Genomic DNA, 17561 nt, shown 5'->3' with positions numbered 1-17561 from the left:
ATGGGAAGGGGGTTTCAATGCAATGGCAACATGCGATTAAAAATGGTTTAGTATACAGTGATGGTCATTTCATCTCAGCCAATATTTATGTCAAAGCCGGTAAAATTGCGGCCATAACCGATGCTAATCTCGGTCAAGCCGAGACTGAGACTGATGCCTCAGGTTTATATGTTTTACCCGGTTTGATTGATACGCATGTGCATTCTCGTGATCCACATGCGACTTACAAAGAAGATTTTTATCATAGTACTTTAGCGGCGGCGATGGGCGGGATTACCGCTATTTTTGAGATGCCCAATACTAATCCATCGATCAGTTCGGTTGCTCATCTTCAGCAGCAAATCGTCAATCTTGAATCAAAAGCGAATGTTGATTTTGCCCTTTGGGGACTCTGCCTGGGCGATTTGAATAATCAGTCATTAAGTGACCTCAACGATGCCGGTGTGGTTGCTTTTAAGTTTTTCTGGGGCTATGCGATTGATAAAAAAAGCCACTTACTTGCTTATCAATATAAGTCTGGTGATCCTAATCTGATTGCACCGCTGGCAGATGGTGAAGTTTATGATATTTTTCGCGCAGTCAAACCCACCGGTAAGCAACTTGCGATTCATGCTGAAAATAGTCAACTGATGAGTCGTTTCAGCCAACAAATTAAGCAAGAAGGTCGCTGTGATTATCAGGCTCTGTTGGATGGACGTCCGGATTTAGTTGAAGCCGCAACAATTAGTTTAGCCATTCAATTTGCAAAATCTAGTGGTACACCGCTACATATTTTACACTTAACCTCAAAAGCCGGGATGGATTTGATTCGTCAGGCTCAGCTTGATGGTGTATCGATCACGGCTGAGACCTGTCCTCATTACCTATTTTTAACCAATGAAGATTTTTCACGTGTTGGTAATGAGATGAAGGTTTATCCACCAATAAAATATCAAACAGATCAAGATGCCTTATGGCAGGGTATTGCTGATGGTACGATAACCTCAATTTGTTCTGATCATGCCCCTCATACGCAAGAAGAAAAACAGGGTGCTTTATTTGAGGTACCCGCCGGAATGTGTGGCATTGAAACCCAAGTCCCGTTGATGCTCAATGCAGTAAATGAGGGACGTTTAAGTTTGGCCGATGTCGTTGGCTTAATGTCAGAAAATCCGGCTCATATATACCATATTTACCCTAAAAAAGGCGCGATTGCGGTGGGCTCTGATGCTGATTTTACGTTAGTGGATATGACGAAAGAAAAAATCTTATCTCGTGATGCGCTGCATAGTAAAAGCAAAGTGATGGCTTATGATGGCATGAAGGTAAAAGGTCTGCCGGTTGGGACAATCGTTAGAGGTGTCACCGTTGTTAAGGATGGCGAACTGATTAATGATTTACAGGGCAAATTCTTTAAACCGATAAAGTAACGCGCTAAAAGTAAGCTACATCTGCAGCTTACTTTTTGTTTGATGCGATCTTATGGCTAATAAGGCAGGGCTTCTAATGCGGGAAACTGGTCATCAATAATTGCACCGGTTAGTTCCGATATCTGTTTGATGCCGTTTTGCTGACAAAATCGCGCTAAATCGTCAATCAGCTGGGTCATAATAGCCGGTTCAATAAAATTCATGGTACCAACCTGCACAGCACTGGCACCAGCCAACAGATATTCAACCACGTCTTCTACCGTGCTGATTCCACCACAGCCAATAATCGGTATATTAATATTTTTATAACACTGGTAGACCATTCTTATCATGATTGGCTTGATTGCCGGTCCTGATAATCCACCCATAATATTGCCTAATTTAGGTCTACGCGTTTGAATATCAATTGCCATGGCCAGAACCGTATTGCCGACAATCACTGCATCAGCGCCTTCAGCTTCAGCGGCTTGCGCGACACTGACAATATCGCTGGTATTGGGTGTAAGCTTTACCCATAAGGGTAAGCTGGTGGCTTGACGAAGTGCTTTGACCACTTTTCCAGTTGACTCCGCCTCCATGGCAAATGCTTTACCATGCGCTTCGATATTGGGGCAGGAAATATTGGCTTCGATAGCCTTAATACCCTCAATATCGTTAAGTTGGCTAGCCAGCTGGGCAAAGTCAGCTGCAGTATTAGCAGAAATACTGGTAATGAGTGGCGCATTAAACTGCTGGTAAAAAGGGACTGTTTCGTTGAGATAATATTCAACGCCTTTACTGGGTATGCCAATGGCATTAAGCATACCATTACTCATCTCGCAGGCTCTGGGAATAGGATTGCCAGCTCGTTGATCGGCGGTAAAGGTTTTGGTGACAAGCGCGCCTAAACGATTAAAATCGATAATAGAAGAGAGTTCTGTATCAAAGGTACCTGAAGCGGGCATAATCGGATTTTGTAAGACAAAACCACGAATATTGGTGGATAAATCAATCATAAGATCACCTCACTTAGCTTAAAAACAGGTCCATCAATACAAACGCGTTTACTTTTCGGTGCCTGATCTTCCGATCTAAAGGGTTTTACGCAACAATAACACATGCCAATACCACAGGCCATTTGTTGCTCTAAGGCGACTTCACCGTCAAACTGTAGTTCATGGGCTAATGTTTGTAGCAGTTTGGTTAAACGTGTTGAACCACAGGTAAAAGCCGCATCTATGGGGTTTTTTGTCTGTATTTGCCGAATGACACGGGCAACATTATCAGGATGACTGGAATTATCGGTATCCGTCAGCTCTATCAGATGGGCTTTGGCAGCAATAAAACGATGTTGTGACATTAAACTTTTTGCATCTCTGGCGCTCAAGATAACGGTAATTTTTAGTTTACGAGCCGCAGCAGCTTCAGCCAATGGTGCCAATGTGGCTAAGCCAACACCACGCCCAAGTATTAGGATATGCTGATAATTATCTTGAAGATGAAAACCTTGACCTAATGGACCTAACACCGGTAAGGTATCACCGGCTTTTAAGGTTGCAATGGTTCTGGTACCTGCTCCCACGACCTTATAAAGAAACTCAACACAGCCGGTTTCAGGATCAGCATGATAAGTACTCATCGGACGACGAAAAAATGGTTTATCTTGTGCCGTTTGCGGACAAAGTAAATTAAAAAACTGTCCAGGTTCGACCTGTGCAGCTTCTTTCCCAACCCTCACAATGATGCGCTTATACTCTTCATTAACCCATTCATTACTCAATATTTGTGATTGACGATCAAAAGTGGTCATGCTGTTTTAATACCTTTTTGTTTAGCAACTTGCTAATTCAGCAAGCGTGTTAGTCAGTAATTGAGCCGAGAGCATGATATCTTGCCATTGGCTATACTCTTCATGATGATGACTGATGCCGCCTTTAGAAGGAATAAAGATCATCCCGGTTGGATAATGTTTAGCCATATTCATCGCATCATGACCTGCACCACTAGGGAGAAGCATATATTGGGTTTGCCTATTTTCGCACTGCTGCTTCAATAAATGCTGGATATCTTGATCAAGCAAGAGAGGTAATTCATGCGATAATCTAAGCAGATCAATTTTAACGATTTTTTGATCGTTTAAATGGGCGAAAAGTTGTGCCAATTGCTGGTCAAGACGATGAATACTTTGGATATCAATACCTCGAATATCGATAAATAGTTGTACGTGGCCGGGGATCACATTCATTGAATTTGGACTAACAATTAATTTTCCGACCGTCGCTACTGTACTATAAATTGATTCCTGTTCAGCGAGCTGTTTTACCTGGAGAATGATTTCGGCTGCACTGACTAAGGCATCTTGACGATGTGTCATTGGCGTTGCGCCAGAATGTGCGGCGTGGCCGTGAATATCAACCCGATAACGTGTAGGCGCTGCAATACCAGTGACAATCCCAATCTGTTTTTGGTTAATTTCTAACGTTTGACCTTGTTCAATATGCACCTCAATAAAGGCTGAAAAATAGTCATCGGCTAAATGATTCTGTTTTATATGGTTGATGGAATAACCAGCAGCTTGTACCGCTTGAAAGAAATCAATACCCTCATTATCTTTGGCTAAAGCCCATTGGGTATGATCATGCTCGGCAAACAAACTTTTACTACCAAGACAAGAGAGGCCAAAGCGGCTGGACTCTTCACATCGAAAAACAATTAGTTCAAGATCCCTGTTGAGTTGACCTGAACTAAATTGATTAAGCGCATAAAGTCCACAGAGTACGCCAACAATACCATCATAATGACCACCTTGTGGTACGCTATCAAGATGAGAACCGGTCCCGACGGCGGGCAGATAACGATTGCGACCAGGTAAACGGATAAATAGATTACCCACCGCATCTTGTCTCACTTCGAATCCTTGCTTTATGGCTAGTTCTCGAATGAACTGCAGTGCGGCTTCATCTTCTAAAGAGTAAGCAAGCCGAGTTAATCCTGGTTGTGCTGATTCACGATTAAAGGTAGACAATTGTTGCCAAATATGGTGAAGTGTCTGCTCATTTAAGCTCATTTTATCCTGTTTAACCTATGCGAGAAGTCTGTCTCATTTTTTAGACTGTAAGCGTATAATTTTAGACAATTTCGCTGCAGACAACAACTGATAGTTTACTCGCGATATCTTAATTTAGTGTCATTTTCAACTTATAATTGTTATAAAAAACAATTAATTAAAAAGATTAACTGGATTGGCGATAGATTTATGAAATCTTTTAATTATCACCCAGCTATCAGTAGCTTTATTTATATTGAGAAGCTCAGCGAATGATATTACTTATACTTTGCTCAGAGAATTAGACAGATTGATTTCAGATAACTCCTTTATTTCCGAACTATCTAATTTTGCTATAACCAGATTAAAAAAATTAACTAGATCAAAACGAATAAAACGATATGAGATGAATGACTGACATATCACAAAAATACCGGTGATAAGGTATTTTTGTGAGTAAAAATAGGTTTAATTAGTCACCGTTAGCCATTTTAGAGTGATGACAAACAGCAAAAACACGATGATAACGATAAATAACGACCACTGCCAGTAGAGCGCCTATCGTCGCAATAAAGCCATCAAAAAGAATGATATAAGCAATATTAATGTTGGATAACATACCCGTAATGACTGGAATAGTAAAAGAGGCGATACTGGAAGAGGAGAAGAATATCCCTAATACTTTTCCTTTGCCTTGTGGATAAAATTCTGCCATCGTTGTGAGTGCCAGTTGCAGCACACCTCCAGCAGCGGTAAAACCAAGAATAAAGCCGCCAATTTGACAGAGTAATGGCAGCGGAAAGAAGTACAAAATAAATAGCATTAATGCGGAAAGTGTTGGGTAGATAAACACGATATAGACAGGGCGAATGAGACTTTTTACTAAAATAGAGGTCAAGATAACACTGGCAATGGTGCCCACTGCATAATAACTGATTGTTTGCGCCGCAGCAGTTTCATTCATTCCAGCGATGGCGGATGAGAATTTAGGTAACCAGATAGAGATTAAATAGAAAGTTGCGGTCGCAGTATAACCAATAATGATAAAACAGATCCCTTCGATCCAAAAGTTGGTTTTTTGTTTTAATTTCGGTGCATTAACGTCAATCTCATCGATAGCTGACTCCAACTCTTTTTCGACGGGTTTTTTATGATTCGGGAAGGGCATTTTTAAGACGATTAATGCATTAATAATTAATATCACAATACACAATAGAAATGACCAACCATAATAAGCATGCGTGAGGATAATAATGGTCATGACTATCGGTAGAATAAATTGTCCACCAGCAATCGCCGCTTTAGTTAAAATTGATGCAGTGCCCGTTGCTTTAGGAAAGGCTTCCATGAGCGCTGGATAAGTGCCGGCATCAAGTGTGGAGTTAGCTATGCCGCCTAAGATGGCGAAAATAAACGCCGTCTCTAGATTCGGACTGATAAGAATACCTAAAAGGAAACCAATATAGAAGAGTCCGCCCAAGAAAACAAAAGGCTTACGACCAAATTTATCTGACAATGCCCCCATGATAAATAACACTACCAGGCGACCAAGTCCGAGCCCTGATATGACATAAGCAATACCAGCATCATCGGTGGATAATTGAATCTTCAAAAAATTCATATTTTGAGCAAGGATAATGGCACCCATCCCATGTACAAAATAGTTGATGTACAGACACATTGATGTCCACATATATTTATTTTTCATCTCGTTTCCTTTTATCAATAAAAATAGTTTTGAAAGCTAAATTGTTTTTTGTCTAAACCTGTACATGCAGAGCATTGGGCGACTGTGCTGTTAAGCGTTAGCGAGCGCCTTTTGGTATTATATGAAGAGTATTTAGCCTAATTTAAGCAAACGAACTTTAGGTACTTTCACTTTGTGGTATGGTCTTTTCGATAGCAAGATACCGAAAGTAGAGTAACATAAATTATATCGAGAGCGGTGAACGAGTGTTTGAGGTTGAGATTGAACATTCATCAGGCAAACCTTGAATAAAAAAGTGATGATATACTGAGCTGAAAAATAACAAATTATTGAGCAAAAATAAATAATATTTTTATAGATAAGTTTAAATATTGTGATTTGTCACTCAAAAAATAGACAGTTTAATTGATTTGATTATGCTGTTTTTCGATACCTAATAGGAATAAAAAATCAGTACTATGTTAAGTATTGTTGCAGTTAGATTATCTGAAATAATTGTCGTTACCAACTATTACAGTATGGTTTAATCAGTGTCTATTTTTTTTAGATTGTAATAGAATATTTATAGACGTTACTTGAATAAGGTAAGTAATCGAATTGTTTTATTATCGATAGTATGACGAATAGAAAAATGACACCGATCGATAATAGGGCAGCTAAAATAAAGCACAGTATAGAGGAATTAATCATGAAACAAGCGATCATAATTATAGATTTGATTGAAGATATCATTGGTGAGCAGGGACATTTTAGTACCAATACTGAACAAGCAATAAAAAGACAAGTGGTTGCAAAAACCAATAAAGTCACTGAACTAGCCAGAAAACACCACATTCCTGTAGTTTGGGTTAAAGTCGGTTTTGCTGATGATTATCATGATATACCAAAACATTCACCGATGTTTAATCACGTTAAACAGATAGGTATTTTAAAACTGAGTCATTCTGGCTGTGATTGGGTTAAAGAGTTGGTTCAACAAGCTGATGATAGGCACTTTGTTAAAAAAGGTGTCGGTGCATTTGCCGGTAATCAGCTTAATAACTGGCTGAAGTCACAAGGTATTGAACAAATTACGGTGGGTGGCGTAAGTTCGATTATGACAATCGAAAATACCAGTCGTCTGGCGCATGATTTGGGCTATAAAGTTGTGGTGTTAGAGGAGTTGTGTGCAGCTGCTTCACTTGAGCAGCACCAGCAAAGCATGCAGGCATTAGAGCCAATGGCAAAAATTACCTCGATTGCTGAGTGGATGGCTGAACTATCGTGAAAGAAAAAAGGTCTTGATATTATCAAGACCTTTTCATTTATTAGTGGCTTAGTAGTAACTGATTCATACGCTGAATAAAAGCATGGGGATCGGCAAGCGTTCCTTTTTCTGCGAGTAGGGCTTGTTCAAACAATAAATCGATCCACTGCTGAGTCACTGTCTCATCTTGAAGCGCTGCGACATGTTTCACTAAAGCATGTTCTGGATTGATCTCAAACGTATATTTAACCTCAGGGGCTTTTTGTCCAGCAGATGCGAGCAGTTTCGCCATTTGGGTCGTCATTTGATCCGCTTCAGTGGTCACCACCGCCGGGGTATCGGTTAATCTATGCGTGAGTTTTACCGCTTTAACTTGTTCGCCTAGATAGCTCGATACTTTTTCAATAAACGGCTGAAGGGCTTTATCTGCCTCTTTTTGTTGTTCATTTTCTTCATTATCGGCTAATTTCTCAAGTGATTCATCTGCTTTACTGACTGACAGGAACTGTTTCCCTTCAAATTCGGCTAAATGTCCCATCATCCACTCATCAATACGATCGGAAAGCAGTAACACTTCTAACCCTTTTTTACGGAAAAGTTCTAAATGTGGGCTATTTTTAGCGGCGACATAACTATCTGCTGTAATATAATAGATCTTATCTTGCGTTTCAGGCATACGCGCTAAATAGTCCTCAATAGAGACTGTTTGTGCATCACTGCCGGCCTGAGTACTAGCAAAACGTAATAATTTAACAATCGCATCCTTATTGGCAAAATCTTCCCCAGTGCCCTCTTTAAGAACTAAACCAAATTCATTCCAAAACTGTTGGTACTGTTCTTTATTATCTTTCGCCAATTTATCGAGCATTTGTAGTACCCGCTTGGTACAGGCATTGCGTAAATTTTGGGTTATTTTGCTATCTTGTAATATTTCTCGTGAAACATTGAGCGGCAGATCATTTGAATCAATCAAACCTTTCACAAAACGTAAATAGTTTGGCATAAACTGTTGTGCTTCATCCATAATGAATACACGTTGAACATAAAGCTTCAATCCATGCTGATGATCTCTGTTCCAAAGATCCCAAGGCGCTTTTGCTGGAATATACAGTAAGCTGGTATATTCTTGTTTACCTTCAACACGGTTATGGCTCCAGCTGAGTGGATCTTCAAAATCGTGCGCGATATGCTTATAAAATTCTTTATACTCTTCATCGCTAATTTCAGATTTACTTCTTGTCCATAATGCTTGAGCTTTGTTGACTTTTTCCCATTTTATCTCATCATTTTCTTGTGTTTGAATCTCAACTGATAAAGAGATGTGATCTGAATATTTGCTGATGACTGAACGTACACGCCACTCATCGAGAAACTCTTTATCTTCTTCTCGTATATGTAAAATAATCTCAGTACCGCGCTGTTTTTTATGTGCATCTGAGATTGTATATTCGCCTTCTCCAGCAGATTCCCACATCACCGCTTGATCGGCTTCACAGCCCGCTGCACGGGTAATCACCGTGACTTTATCGGCAACAATAAATGAAGAGTAGAAACCGACACCAAATTGTCCAATCAGCTGACTATCTTTTGCCTGATCGCTGCCAATGGAATCGAGAAAGGATTTTGTGCCTGATTTAGCAATAGTACCTAAGTTTTCGATAACTTCGTCACGCGTCATACCAATACCATTATCGGCAATGATTAAAGTACCTTGTTCTTTATTAATTGATACTCTGACACCTAAATCAGCATCATTTTCGTAGAGCGCAGGGGTTTCTAGTGCTTTGAAACGGAGTTTATCAGCAGCATCTGATGCGTTAGAGATTAATTCTCGTAAAAAGATCTCTTTATTGGAATAAAGTGAGTGGATCATTAAATGTAATAATTGTTTAACTTCTGATTGAAACCCTCTCGTTTCAGAATTCTGTGTACTCATTTATTTACCTCAATAGTGATGTCTTCTTGTTAAAAATGACTCGTTGATTAAACGTTAATTTTACATACTGATATACCTGATATAGGTACGGAAGTGATAATTTCAATATTTTATTCTATCAAAATAGCGTTTTCGTATAATTATTAAACAATTAAACGATCGTTTTAGCCTATTCCATCAGACAAAGCGGGGGATGAGAACAGTATTGTGACGAATTTATGGTCAGGATCTGAAAAATTGATTGTGGAGGATATCAGTTAAAATAAAAAAAGCAGCCATTTAGGCTGCTTTTCTATACAGATCTGAACTTAATTACTTAGCAATGTGAGCAACTAAATCAAGTACTTTGTTTGAATAACCCACTTCGTTATCGTACCAAGAAACCACTTTAACGAAAGTATCACTGATAGCAATACCGGCTTTAGCATCGAATACAGAAGTACATTTTTCACCTAAGAAGTCAGTTGAAACAACTTCATCTTCAGTATAGCCTAAAATACCTTTAAGCTCGCCTTCAGAAGCTTCTTTCATGACTTTACAGATATCAGCATAGCTGGTTGGTTTTGCTAAACGTGCAGTTAAGTCAACAACTGAAACGTCAGGTGTAGGAACACGGAAAGCCATACCAGTTAGTTTACCATTTAATTCAGGGATAACTTTACCGACCGCTTTAGCGGCACCAGTAGAAGAAGGAATGATGTTTTGAGCCGCACCACGACCACCACGCCAGTCTTTTGATGATGGACCATCAACAGTTTTTTGCGTTGCAGTAGTTGCATGAACGGTTGTCATTAAACCTTCAACGATACCGAATTTGTCATTTAATACTTTAGCTAAAGGCGCTAAACAGTTAGTTGTACAAGATGCGTTAGAAACGATATCTTGACCTGCGTAAGATTTGTGGTTAACACCCATAACAAACATTGGTGTTGCATCTTTAGATGGACCAGTTAAAACAACTTTTTTCGCGCCGGCTTGGATATGTTTACGTGCAGTTGCGTCGTCAAGGAATAAACCTGTTGCTTCAGCTACAACGTCAACACCGATTTCGCCCCATTTTAAGTTTGCAGGATCACGCTCAGCAGTTACACGGATAGTTTTACCGTTAACGACTAACTTACCATCTTTAACTTCTACAGTTCCTTTGAAACGGCCATGTGTTGAGTCGTATTTAAGCATATATGCCATGTACTCGACATCTAATAAGTCGTTGATTGCAACGATTTCAATATCTGAACGTTCTTGAGCAGCACGGAAAACGATACGGCCGATACGACCAAATCCATTAATACCTACTTTGATTGTCATAGTATTACCTTTATGTTTTAGCGTTAAAAATTGATAACCTAAAATAGCAAATTTATGAGTGATTTTCAATAAAAATAATTGTTAGCAGTATGACCAATAATAAGTTTACAGAGTACTTTTTTCGTATATTAATGGCATTTATACCTGATTTGCATCCCCTGCTAATGTATACTATATTAGCCTCCCTTTTATAACTCGATGCGTTTTTTATATGCGTTTAAATACAAGACAACAACAAGCTGTTGAATATGTATCAGGTCCCTGTTTAGTGCTGGCTGGTGCTGGTTCAGGTAAAACACGCGTGATCATCAATAAGATTGCCTATTTGATTCGCGAAATTGGTTATCAGCCGCGTCAGATAGCGGCAGTGACTTTTACCAATAAAGCCGCGCGTGAAATGAAAGAACGTATCGCACAGGCTTTAGGTAAAAAAGAGGCGAGAGGGCTACATATTTCAACGTTTCATACCTTAGGTCTTGAAATCATTAAACGTGAGCATAAAGCTATCGGTATAAAATCTAATTTTTCATTATTTGATGATCAAGATCAGATGGCGATTTTAAAGGATCTCACTGAACCTTGGTTTAATGGTGATAAAGAGTTATTAAATCAACTGCGTGCGACGATTTCAAACTGGAAAAATGATTTAATTGATCCGGTGATTGCCATGGCCAGAGCTCATTTTGAAAAAGATAAACTATTTGCACATTGTTATGAGTTATATGATAAGCAGCTTAAATCATGTGGTATTTTAGATTTTGATGATCTCATTTTATTACCGACACTACTGCTTAAACATAATCAAGCAGTGAGAGAGCAATGGCAACATCGTTTACGCTACTTACTGATCGACGAGTATCAAGATACCAATACCAGTCAATATGAGTTAATTAAACTACTAGTCGGATCTCGAGCACGTTTCACGGTTGTGGGTGATGATGATCAATCGATCTATTCCTGGCGCGGCGCCAGACCGCAAAATTTGGTGCTACTCAAAGAGGATTTTCCTAACCTGGAAGTGATCAAGCTTGAACAAAATTATCGTTCATCCAGACGCATTTTAAAATCGGCTAATATTTTGATTGAGAATAATCCCCATATATTTGCGAAAAAATTATTCTCAGAATTGGGGGATGGTGAACAGCTACGTGTTATCACCGCGGATAATGAGGAACATGAAGCGGAAAAAATTGTCGGTGATTTAATTGGACACCGTTTTAGCCGTAACTCACACTATGGTGAATATGCGATTTTATATCGCGGTAATCACCAATCTCGCTTGCTAGAAAAGGCGTTGATGAAAAATCGCATCCCTTATCGTATTTCTGGTGGCACCTCTTTTTTCTCACGAACTGAGATCAAAGATATCATGGCTTACTTACGTTTACTGACTAACCCTGATGACGATAATGCTTTTATTCGAATTGTCAATACACCCAAAAGAGAAATAGGACCGGCAACATTACAGAAATTAGGCGAATGGGCTGCATATCGCCAAGTGAGCTTATTTAGAGCGAGTTTTGATGTAGGTTTAACCCAGATTCTTTCTGAAAAAAGATTAACTGCGCTGAGCACTTTCACACAGTGGATCGAAACATTACAAATGCGTATTGCCCATGACTCAGTTGCGGTGGTTAGCGAGTTATTACACGGCATTGCTTATGAGAGTTGGTTATTTGAGACGTCACCGTCACCTACTGCGGCTGAAATGCGTATGCGGAATGTTGAGCAGTTATATAGCTGGCTTAAAGAGATGTTAGACGGCGATGACCTTGATGAATCTATGACGCTGGAACAGGTTGTTGCTCGCTTTACTTTGCGAGATATGCTTGAACGTAATCAATCAGAAGAAGATAACGATGAAGTCCAGTTGATGACACTACATGCCTCTAAAGGCCTGGAATTTCCTTATGTTTACATGATCGGAATGGAAGAGGGCTTGTTACCACATCAAACCAGTATTGATGAGGATAATATTGAAGAGGAGAGACGTCTGGCTTATGTGGGGATCACCAGAGCGCAGCGAGAACTCACCTTTTCACTAAGTCGCCAGCGTCGTCAATATGGTGAGGTAATCAATCCGGAGCCAAGTCGTTTTTTACTGGAACTACCACAAGATGAGCTGGAATGGGAAAGTCAGAAGCCGCAAAAAACCGCTGAGCAGAGAATGTTACAAGGACAAAGTCGATTGGCGGTATTAAAGGCACAAATCAATTCCGCCAAACAGAAACCTTAAAATCAAGATTAGTTTATGGATTGCTTAACCATGATCAGTTAACCGCTTTTAGTTCACTCGTTCATCAGTTGATTATTGGATAGCGAGTATAATCTGATATCGTTAAAGAACGCTGTTTTATCAATCTAAGTCAATAAAAAAGCCGGTTAAAACCGGCTTTTATTTTAATGGTTACCTCTGATTATTCTGAAGCGGGTGTTTTATTTTTCTTGGTACATGTTACCGCTTTATGTTTATGTTGGGTAAAACATTTGGTAATAAATACAAAGAACAGCGGTATAAAGAAGATTGCCAGGAATGTTGCACTTAACATACCACCAATTACGCCCACGCCTACGGCATTCTGGCTAGCAGAGCCTGCACCTGTACTAATGGCAAGTGGTAATACACCAAGAATAAAGGCAAAAGAGGTCATTAGAATCGGACGTAAACGTAACCGACACGCTTCTAAGGTTGCATCAATTAATGACTTGCCCTCTTTTTCTAAGGCGTCTTTAGCGAATTCTACAATCAATATCGCATTTTTAGCTGCCAGCCCCATGGTCGTTAATAGCCCTACGATAAAGTACACGTCATTATCCAGGCCTCTGAACATGGTGGCGTAAACGGTACCAATGATACCCAATGGAATCACAAAGAGAATCGCAATCGGTACGCTCCAGCTTTCATAGAGAGCGGCCAGTGCCAGGAATACAACAACAATGGAAATCATATACAGTGTTGATGTCTGTGAACCTGTTTGTCTTTCCTGATAGGAAATACCGGTCCAGTCATAAGTAAAGCCATTGGGTAATTTCTTCGCTAATTGCTCCATGATAGCCATCGCTTGACCAGAACTCTGTGATGAAATTGCTGCTCCACTGATGCCCATCGCTGATACACCATCATAACGGGTCAATGAAGGAGAACCATACGTTTTTGACGTTGTGGCAAATGAATCATAAGGTACCATTTCACCTTGACCATTTTTCACATGCCAGTAGCTGAAATCGCCAGGAAGCATACGGTATGGTGCATCACCTTGTATATAGACTTTCTTAATCCGGCTATCGTATATAAAGTCATCGATATAGGCAGAACCGAGTGCCGTTGACAAGGTAGTATTAACATCACTCAAGGATAAGTTAAGTGCCTGAACCGTTTCAAAATCGACATTAATTTTGTATTGTGGCACATCAAGCATACCTGATGGACGAACCTGAGTTAAATCAGGATTCTTCATCGCCATGCCTAACAATTGATAAAATGCTTGCATTAAGGCATCATGACCTTTACCAGCACTATCTTTAAGCATGAATGAGAAACCATTTGCCATACCCAATGACGGCACTGGCGGTATATTGACTGCGAAAATACGCGCTTGCGTAATACCATATAAATAGCGATTTGCGCGATCTACCACGGCATTAACACGTAAATCTTTGGCTGTTCGTTCACTCCACTCTTTCAGTTTTACAAAACCTAAAGCCATATTCTGTCCACGGCCTGCCATACTAAATCCGGCAACGGTAAAAATACTATTGGTTGCAGGTTCGTCATTTAAAAAGTATTGCGTTACTTTATCAAGCACGCCTTGGGTCTCGTCTAACGTTGAATTCGGTGGTAATTCAACCATTAAGATAACGACACCCTGATCTTCGTTCGGTAAGAACCCGGTAGGTAAACGCGAGAAGCCAAAGATAAGCAGCAATACAATCACCACATAACCCGCAAAACTGAATAGCGGATATTTGATTACTTTGATAACACCGTGTTCGTAAAGATTTCGGCTCTTATTGAAAATATTATTAAACCAATTGAAAAACGCAGCAAGAAAACGCTCGATCCAACTAAATGGTGGTTTTTTAGCTAAACGTTCAAAAAAAGTCGCTTTTTTATATTGATATTTTGAGGGCGCTTTCAAAATAGAGGCACATAATGCTGGTGTCAACACAATAGCCATCACAACGGATAATACCATTGAAGTGACGATAGTGATTGAAAATTGACGATAAATACCGCCAGCTGCACCGCCATAAAAAGCCATTGGAACAAACACAGCTGATAATACGACCGCAATACCCACTAAAGCTGAGGTAATCTGCTCCATCGATTTAACCGTAGCGTCATGGGGCGAAAGTCCCTCTTCATCCATTATTCGCTCAACGTTTTCGATGACAACAATGGCATCATCGACCAGTAGACCGATAGCCAGCACCATGGCAAACATCGACAGCGTATTGATTGTAAAACCAAAAAGATATAAAACCGCAAATGTACCCAATAATACAACCGGCACTGTGATCGTTGGAATTAAGGTCGCTCTGAAACTTTGCAAGAAGACATACATGACAATGACAACTAAAATAATAGCTTCAAACAGGGTTTCAACAACATTAGAAATCGAAATTTTGACAAAAGGTGTTGTGTCATATGGATAGTCATAGTGTATATCTTCAGGAAATATCGCAGATAACTCTTTGATTTTCGCATCTATTGCGTTAGACGTTTCCAATTGGTTTGCACCCGTTGCCAGATAAACGGCTAAGCCGGCAGAGGTTTTACCATTATATTTGGACATAAAGTTGTAATCAGCAGCCCCTAATTCAACGCGAGCGACATCTTTGAGTAATACGCGTGAACCATCAGTATTAACGCGAACTAAGACGTTTTCGAACTCATCGACGCTTTTTAAGCGAGATTGTGCCGTAATCGTTGCATTTAAGGCTTGTCCATCAACGGCAGGAGCTCCCCCAAGTTGGCCGGCAGTTACCTGCGCATTTTGAGCTTGAATTGCCGCAGTGATATCACTCATGCCTAATTTATAATAGGTCAACTTATTTGGGTCGAGCCAAATACGCATAGCATACTCGGAACCAAACAGAGTTGTATCACCCACACCTTCGACTCGGCCAACTGGATCTTGGACTGTTGAATAAATAAAGTCAGCAATATCAGCTTGCGTTTTTTGTGGATTGGAAGAGTAGAAGCTAATTACTTTCAAAAAGTTGGTATTATTTTTGGCAACCGAAACACCATTTTTTTGGACACTTTCAGGTAAACGAGACTTAATCCCTTCTACTTTATTTAAAACCTGCACTTGTGCCGTATCAGGATCTGTCCCTGGCGCAAACGTCAGCGTCGTTTGCACAATACCTGCAGAACTACTTGTTGATTGCATATAGATCAGATTATCGATACCGGTCAGATTTTGTTCGATAATTTGTGTCACCGTATTTTCAATAGTTTGTGCATCAGCACCTGGATAGGATGCAGAAACAGTCACTGCTGGTGGGGCAATATCAGGATACTGCTCAACAGGTAATAACTTAATCGCAAGTATTCCCCCAAGCATCATCATGATTGCAATTACCCAAGCAAATACCGGGCGATTGATAAAAAACTTAGCCATTATCCGTTAACTCCTAAATTACTTGATGTTTTGCGCAATTAAATCATCAACTTGTTTTTGCGTAAGTGATGCGGCGTCACCGAGTATATGGGCTTTCACTGGTACATTACCTGGCATAGTATTTAATGACATTAGGCCAGAAATGACCACTTGTTCGCCAGTTTTGATACCGTCAGTCACAATCCAGTATCCCGTGATACCTTGATAAACTTGAAGATTGCTACGTAGTTCAATCATACCATCGGGTTTAACAACGCGCGCAGTATAATGACCTTGTGCATCACTCGTGATACCTTGTTGAGGAACAATTACCGCGTTTTTAATCGTACCTAACGTTAACACGGGTTTGACAAACATGCCCGGTAATAAACGGCGATTATGTGAACCTTCAGGTGTCACTTCAACTGGATTTTTAAATACAGCACGTAATGTCACGGTGCCCGTCGTTTCACTAACGGTTTTATCTGAGAATTGGATATACCCATTCTGGTCAAATTTACTGCCATCACTAAAAAAGATTTCGACATTATTTTCTGTCGGTAAAGTAAATAATTTACCTTGATTTTGTAGATTTTGTTCATACTTGATAACCGACTCAGTCATATCGACATAAATAGGATCAAGCTGCTGCACTAAGGCTAAATTAGCGGATTGACCTGCGCTAACCAACGCACCTTCCGTGACATCGGATTTACCGATATAACCGTCAATAGGGGAGTACACTTTGGTGTAATCAAGGTTTACTTTGGCTGAGTTCACATTCGCTTGCGCAATGGCGACTTGAGCATTTGCCTGCTTCGCATCGGCAACCGCAGTATCATAGTCTTGTCGGCTGATTGAGCGACTGCTTAACAATCCTTCATAACGTTTAACGGTGAGTGCTGAAATATTGGCTTTGGCTTGAGCACTTTCAAGGCTCGCTAGAGCACTATCGTAAGTAGCTTGATAGATAGCGGGATCAATTTGGTAAAGAGACTGGCCAGCCGACACATCACTGCTTTCGGTAAATTCTCTTTTAAGAATGATGCCCCCCACTTGTGGACGAATTTCTGCGGTGCGTGAAGCTAAAACACGACCGGGTAAGACTGTTTTTAACGTAAAATCGAGTGGTTCAACTTTAAATACCTGTACATTTACCGTTGTTACTTCCTGTTTTCCTGCTTCTGGCTGTTTCTCATTACATGCAGTTAATACCATTGCTGCACCAGAGAAAGCAAAGACCATGGCAATGGGTGATAATATTTTAGACAATTTCATAATTTTACTATACCTCGATAAATATCCAGATTATATTTGTGGTTA

The 17561-nt window shown here is 40.0% G+C and carries 11 protein-coding genes; 3 read left to right on the top strand and 8 right to left on the bottom strand.

Annotated elements, in window-relative coordinates; all coding sequences use genetic code 11:
* Positions 1 to 17 precede the first annotated feature (17 nt).
* Positions 18 to 1409, top strand: a complete 1392-nt coding sequence (locus RHO15_08200) for a dihydroorotase family protein (GenBank protein WVD63455.1) — start codon at positions 18 to 20, stop codon at positions 1407 to 1409.
* Positions 1410 to 1465: 56 nt separating this feature from the next.
* On the opposite strand, the gene RHO15_08195 is transcribed toward RHO15_08200, so the two are convergent.
* The 4 genes from RHO15_08195 to RHO15_08180 form a co-directional block, all read right to left on the bottom strand.
* Positions 1466 to 2404, bottom strand: a complete 939-nt coding sequence (locus tag RHO15_08195) for a dihydroorotate dehydrogenase (protein WVD63454.1) — start codon at positions 2402 to 2404, stop codon at positions 1466 to 1468.
* On the bottom strand, positions 2401 to 3198 hold the full coding sequence (locus RHO15_08190; GenBank protein ID WVD63453.1) for a dihydroorotate dehydrogenase electron transfer subunit: 798 nt from the start codon (positions 3196 to 3198) through the stop codon (positions 2401 to 2403). Before RHO15_08190 ends, RHO15_08195 begins: the two co-directional genes overlap by 4 nt.
* Before the next feature lie 21 nt (positions 3199 to 3219).
* Positions 3220 to 4455 carry a M20 family metallo-hydrolase gene (locus RHO15_08185; protein ID WVD63452.1) on the bottom strand — a complete coding sequence of 412 codons (1236 nt, stop codon included), beginning with the start codon at positions 4453 to 4455 and terminating at the stop codon, positions 3220 to 3222.
* Positions 4456 to 4906: 451 nt separating this feature from the next.
* Entirely contained in the window at positions 4907 to 6142 is a 1236-nt protein-coding gene (locus RHO15_08180) for an MFS transporter (protein WVD63451.1), read from the bottom strand.
* A 688-nt stretch (positions 6143 to 6830) separates the two neighbouring features.
* Between RHO15_08180 and RHO15_08175 the strand changes: the two genes are divergently transcribed.
* Positions 6831 to 7409, top strand: coding sequence for a cysteine hydrolase (locus RHO15_08175; GenBank protein ID WVD63450.1), 579 nt, complete (start codon positions 6831 to 6833; stop codon positions 7407 to 7409).
* Positions 7410 to 7449: 40 nt separating this feature from the next.
* Here the strand turns inward: RHO15_08175 and htpG are convergent, their stop codons facing one another.
* Together htpG and gapA are read right to left on the bottom strand one after the other, a co-directional pair.
* Positions 7450 to 9324, bottom strand: a complete 1875-nt coding sequence (htpG, locus tag RHO15_08170; protein ID WVD63449.1) for a molecular chaperone HtpG — start codon at positions 9322 to 9324, stop codon at positions 7450 to 7452.
* 312 nt (positions 9325 to 9636) lie between these two features.
* On the bottom strand, positions 9637 to 10632 hold the full coding sequence (gene gapA / locus RHO15_08165) for a glyceraldehyde-3-phosphate dehydrogenase (protein WVD63448.1): 996 nt from the start codon (positions 10630 to 10632) through the stop codon (positions 9637 to 9639).
* Between the two features lie 211 nt (positions 10633 to 10843).
* On the opposite strand from gapA, the gene rep reads away from it, so the two are divergent.
* Entirely contained in the window at positions 10844 to 12868 is a 2025-nt protein-coding gene (rep, locus tag RHO15_08160) for a DNA helicase Rep (protein WVD63447.1), read from the top strand.
* Positions 12869 to 13049: 181 nt separating this feature from the next.
* Here the strand turns inward: rep and RHO15_08155 are convergent, their stop codons facing one another.
* The gene (locus tag RHO15_08155; protein WVD63446.1) at positions 13050 to 16259 is read right to left on the bottom strand and encodes an efflux RND transporter permease subunit; all 3210 of its coding nucleotides are present in this window, start codon (positions 16257 to 16259) and stop codon (positions 13050 to 13052) included.
* An 18-nt stretch (positions 16260 to 16277) separates the two neighbouring features.
* Complete coding sequence (locus tag RHO15_08150) at positions 16278 to 17516, bottom strand: efflux RND transporter periplasmic adaptor subunit (protein ID WVD63445.1); 1239 nt, start codon at positions 17514 to 17516, stop codon at positions 16278 to 16280.
* Between the last annotated feature and the right edge of the window lie 45 nt (positions 17517 to 17561).

This window comes from Orbaceae bacterium lpD01, assembly GCA_036251705.1.
Taxonomy (GTDB): Bacteria; Pseudomonadota; Gammaproteobacteria; order Enterobacterales; family Orbaceae; genus Utexia; species Utexia brackfieldae.
Note: the sequence above shows the minus strand (reverse complement) of the source record. Positions and strands in the feature narration are given on the sequence as shown.